General features: G+C 46.7%; 2 protein-coding genes. One reads left to right on the plus strand and one right to left on the minus strand.

What is annotated here, in order from left to right; genetic code table 11:
• Nucleotides 1-1,078: hypothetical protein (locus H6B10_RS13970; RefSeq protein WP_204652160.1), on the plus strand; the 1,078-nt coding region annotated here is incomplete at its 5' end.
• Nucleotides 1,079-1,110: 32 nt separating this feature from the next.
• Here H6B10_RS13970 and H6B10_RS13975 read toward each other — a convergent pair.
• A partial coding sequence (locus H6B10_RS13975; RefSeq protein WP_204652161.1) for a type I restriction enzyme subunit R domain-containing protein occupies nt 1,111-2,492 on the minus strand: 1,382 nt, incomplete at its 5' end.

A 2,492-nucleotide genomic window follows, 5' to 3' on the forward strand; every position in this document is an offset into this window, starting at 1 on the left:
ACCGCCTGTCCATGAAAATCCGAGTGATTATATTATTAAGGCCGTGCAGCGTCGAGAACTGCGCTGGTTTTCCTTTTTTCTGCATCACTATGAGAACCGGCTCAATGGTCGTATTCACCGTTTCCTGCTGCGGGAGGGGCTGGATCGCTATGACCCGGAACGCTTTTTGGATTATAAAATGGGCTGTGTGCTTGCCATGCTGGATTGTCTCCGGGAGTACAATCCAACACAAGGGGCGGATTTTCTGACCTATGCCCATCATTTTATCGGGAACGCCCTTTTGACCTGCCGGATGCAGGAGGAGGCCGGTTCCTTTGAAAATGTGGATGAGTACAAAGCTGTGCGTGGAATTGCATGGCTCTACAATCAATCCGGTCAGTCTGAACAGGCGGCGATCCAAAATTATGCCCAGAAAAACGGTTGTACCGAGGAAACCGCAGCAAAGTTTTTGGCAGTGGCCAAACAAAATCGAAGCCGTGTTTCGTTTTATCAGACCATTCAGGATGAGGACAGCGAAGAAACCGGCGAGGATGTCAGCCGGGATGACCATTGGGACTATGCGGAGATTCTATGGAACGGCATCCAGGCTGAAGCTGTCCGAGAATCGTTTGAAAAGCTGAATTACCGGGAGCAGACCCTTTTGGAAAAGAGAAACGCCATCTGTATGACCTGTGGTAGGGTTAGTCCCATCAGCACCCGACTGACCTTTGAAGAACTGGCAGTCCTCTTTGAGGGCAGCACAGCCAGTGGTGCAGAACGGGCCTACCGCAAAGCTGTGGAACACTTGGCCTGTCTGCTGACAGAAGCCGGGGTGCTTCACATAACCCTGCTGAAACGCAAATCCCAGATCAAACGCAAAAAGAAAATCGCCGCCGCTGTCTACCTCTACCAGGTGGACAACGACGGCGAATGGGGAGAGATTTCGTTTGATTTTGAGGCCGGAACGGCGGAGATTATTCGGCTGGCGGAGTGGGATACGACGGTAAGCAAGAAATTTGCAAAACAAGCAATTCGCCATCTGCAAACTTCTCCAAACTATAATCTGCCCAAGGATGGGGTAATGATATTTGAAATATGATTCCCATATTTTAAGGCTGAATATCTTTCACCTTATTTGTCGTCGTGCAGTTCTTTATACAGACGATCCGCCAAAGCTCTCATCACAGCCTGATACTTATCTGCATCCAAGAAGAGCTGCTCATATGCTGCGGTGTTCTCCATATAAGCTTCCTGTGCGGTTGTATCAAAAATCCCCGGAAAAAGACTTCTCTCATATACTTGGCGATCCTCGGTCTTTGCGGCTTTTTTGGCTTTAGAATCCTTGCGCATTTTTTGATACAGCGTATCAACCATTACACGGTCTGCATCTGTGAATTCACCATAGAATTCCTCATTGATGCGCTGGATAATCTCGTCCAATGGACTGGTACGATCTTTTTGACCACCAGCCCGTTTTGGCTGAGTCGGTTTCCAAGATCCAGGCTTGCTTTCAAGTTCGATTGCACCTTCGTATGTCTTTTCCAGACGATAATATTCCAGCTTGACTCTATTATCAAGATCAAATGGCTGTACGGGATCGGAGGGAAGCAACTTGGCCAAGTAAGAGCAGAAAACGTACTCTTTGTGCAGTTCTTTATCGAACATACGGGTAATCTGAGAAATGTAGTTATACCACTTAACGAGCGCACGGACTTCTCTACGAAACTGATAGCGTTGCTCCTGATTGAGTTCGTTGTACTTATCAGCCACAGGCTTTAGCGCATTGGATATCTTTCCCTGAGTCAGATTTGCCTTGCGCACATCCGGGTCAAAATAAATACTGGAAACTTCTTCAATATCCTCATCTGTATAGATGCCAAAACCACGAAGCGTTTTCTGTGTTGTGTAAATCAAATCGAAGTTGATTTCTTCATCCAGACTGGTTTCCTGATAGAACTGCTGGAAAGCTTCACGGATGCGTTCAATCGGATTTACAAAATCGAGAATATAGGTGTCCTCTTTGCCAGGGTAGATACGGTTGACACGGCTTAAAGTCTGAACAGCCTTCACATCACGAAGCTCTTTGTCAACAATCATCGTGTGGAGAAGCGGCTCATCAAAGCCTGTCTGATATTTTTCTGCAACAATGAGAATATTGCCTTCTTCGTGGAATACGGCCTTTGTCTGACTTTCCTTCACCCGATTGCCGTTACGATCTACATTCATACCGCTTTCGGTGTATTCAGTACCTGTCGGGTCATCTGGGTCTTTCAGGCTCCCGCTAAAAGCAATCATGATTTCTACATCATCGTAATTGTTGCTTTCAAGATAACGCTTAATTTCATGATAGTAACGGACTGCCGCCAGCCTGGACGCAGTAACTACCATCATCTTTCCACGGCCACCGATTTTCTTTTTTGTGACCTCACGGAAAGTCTCTACAATAATAGCTGCTTTCTGCTGAAGGTTGTGCGGATGTAATTCCTCATAGCGTCGAATCGTTCTAACAGCCT

It is taken from the genome of Gemmiger formicilis (assembly GCF_016901605.1).
Lineage (GTDB): Bacteria > Bacillota > Clostridia > Oscillospirales > Ruminococcaceae > Gemmiger > Gemmiger formicilis_B.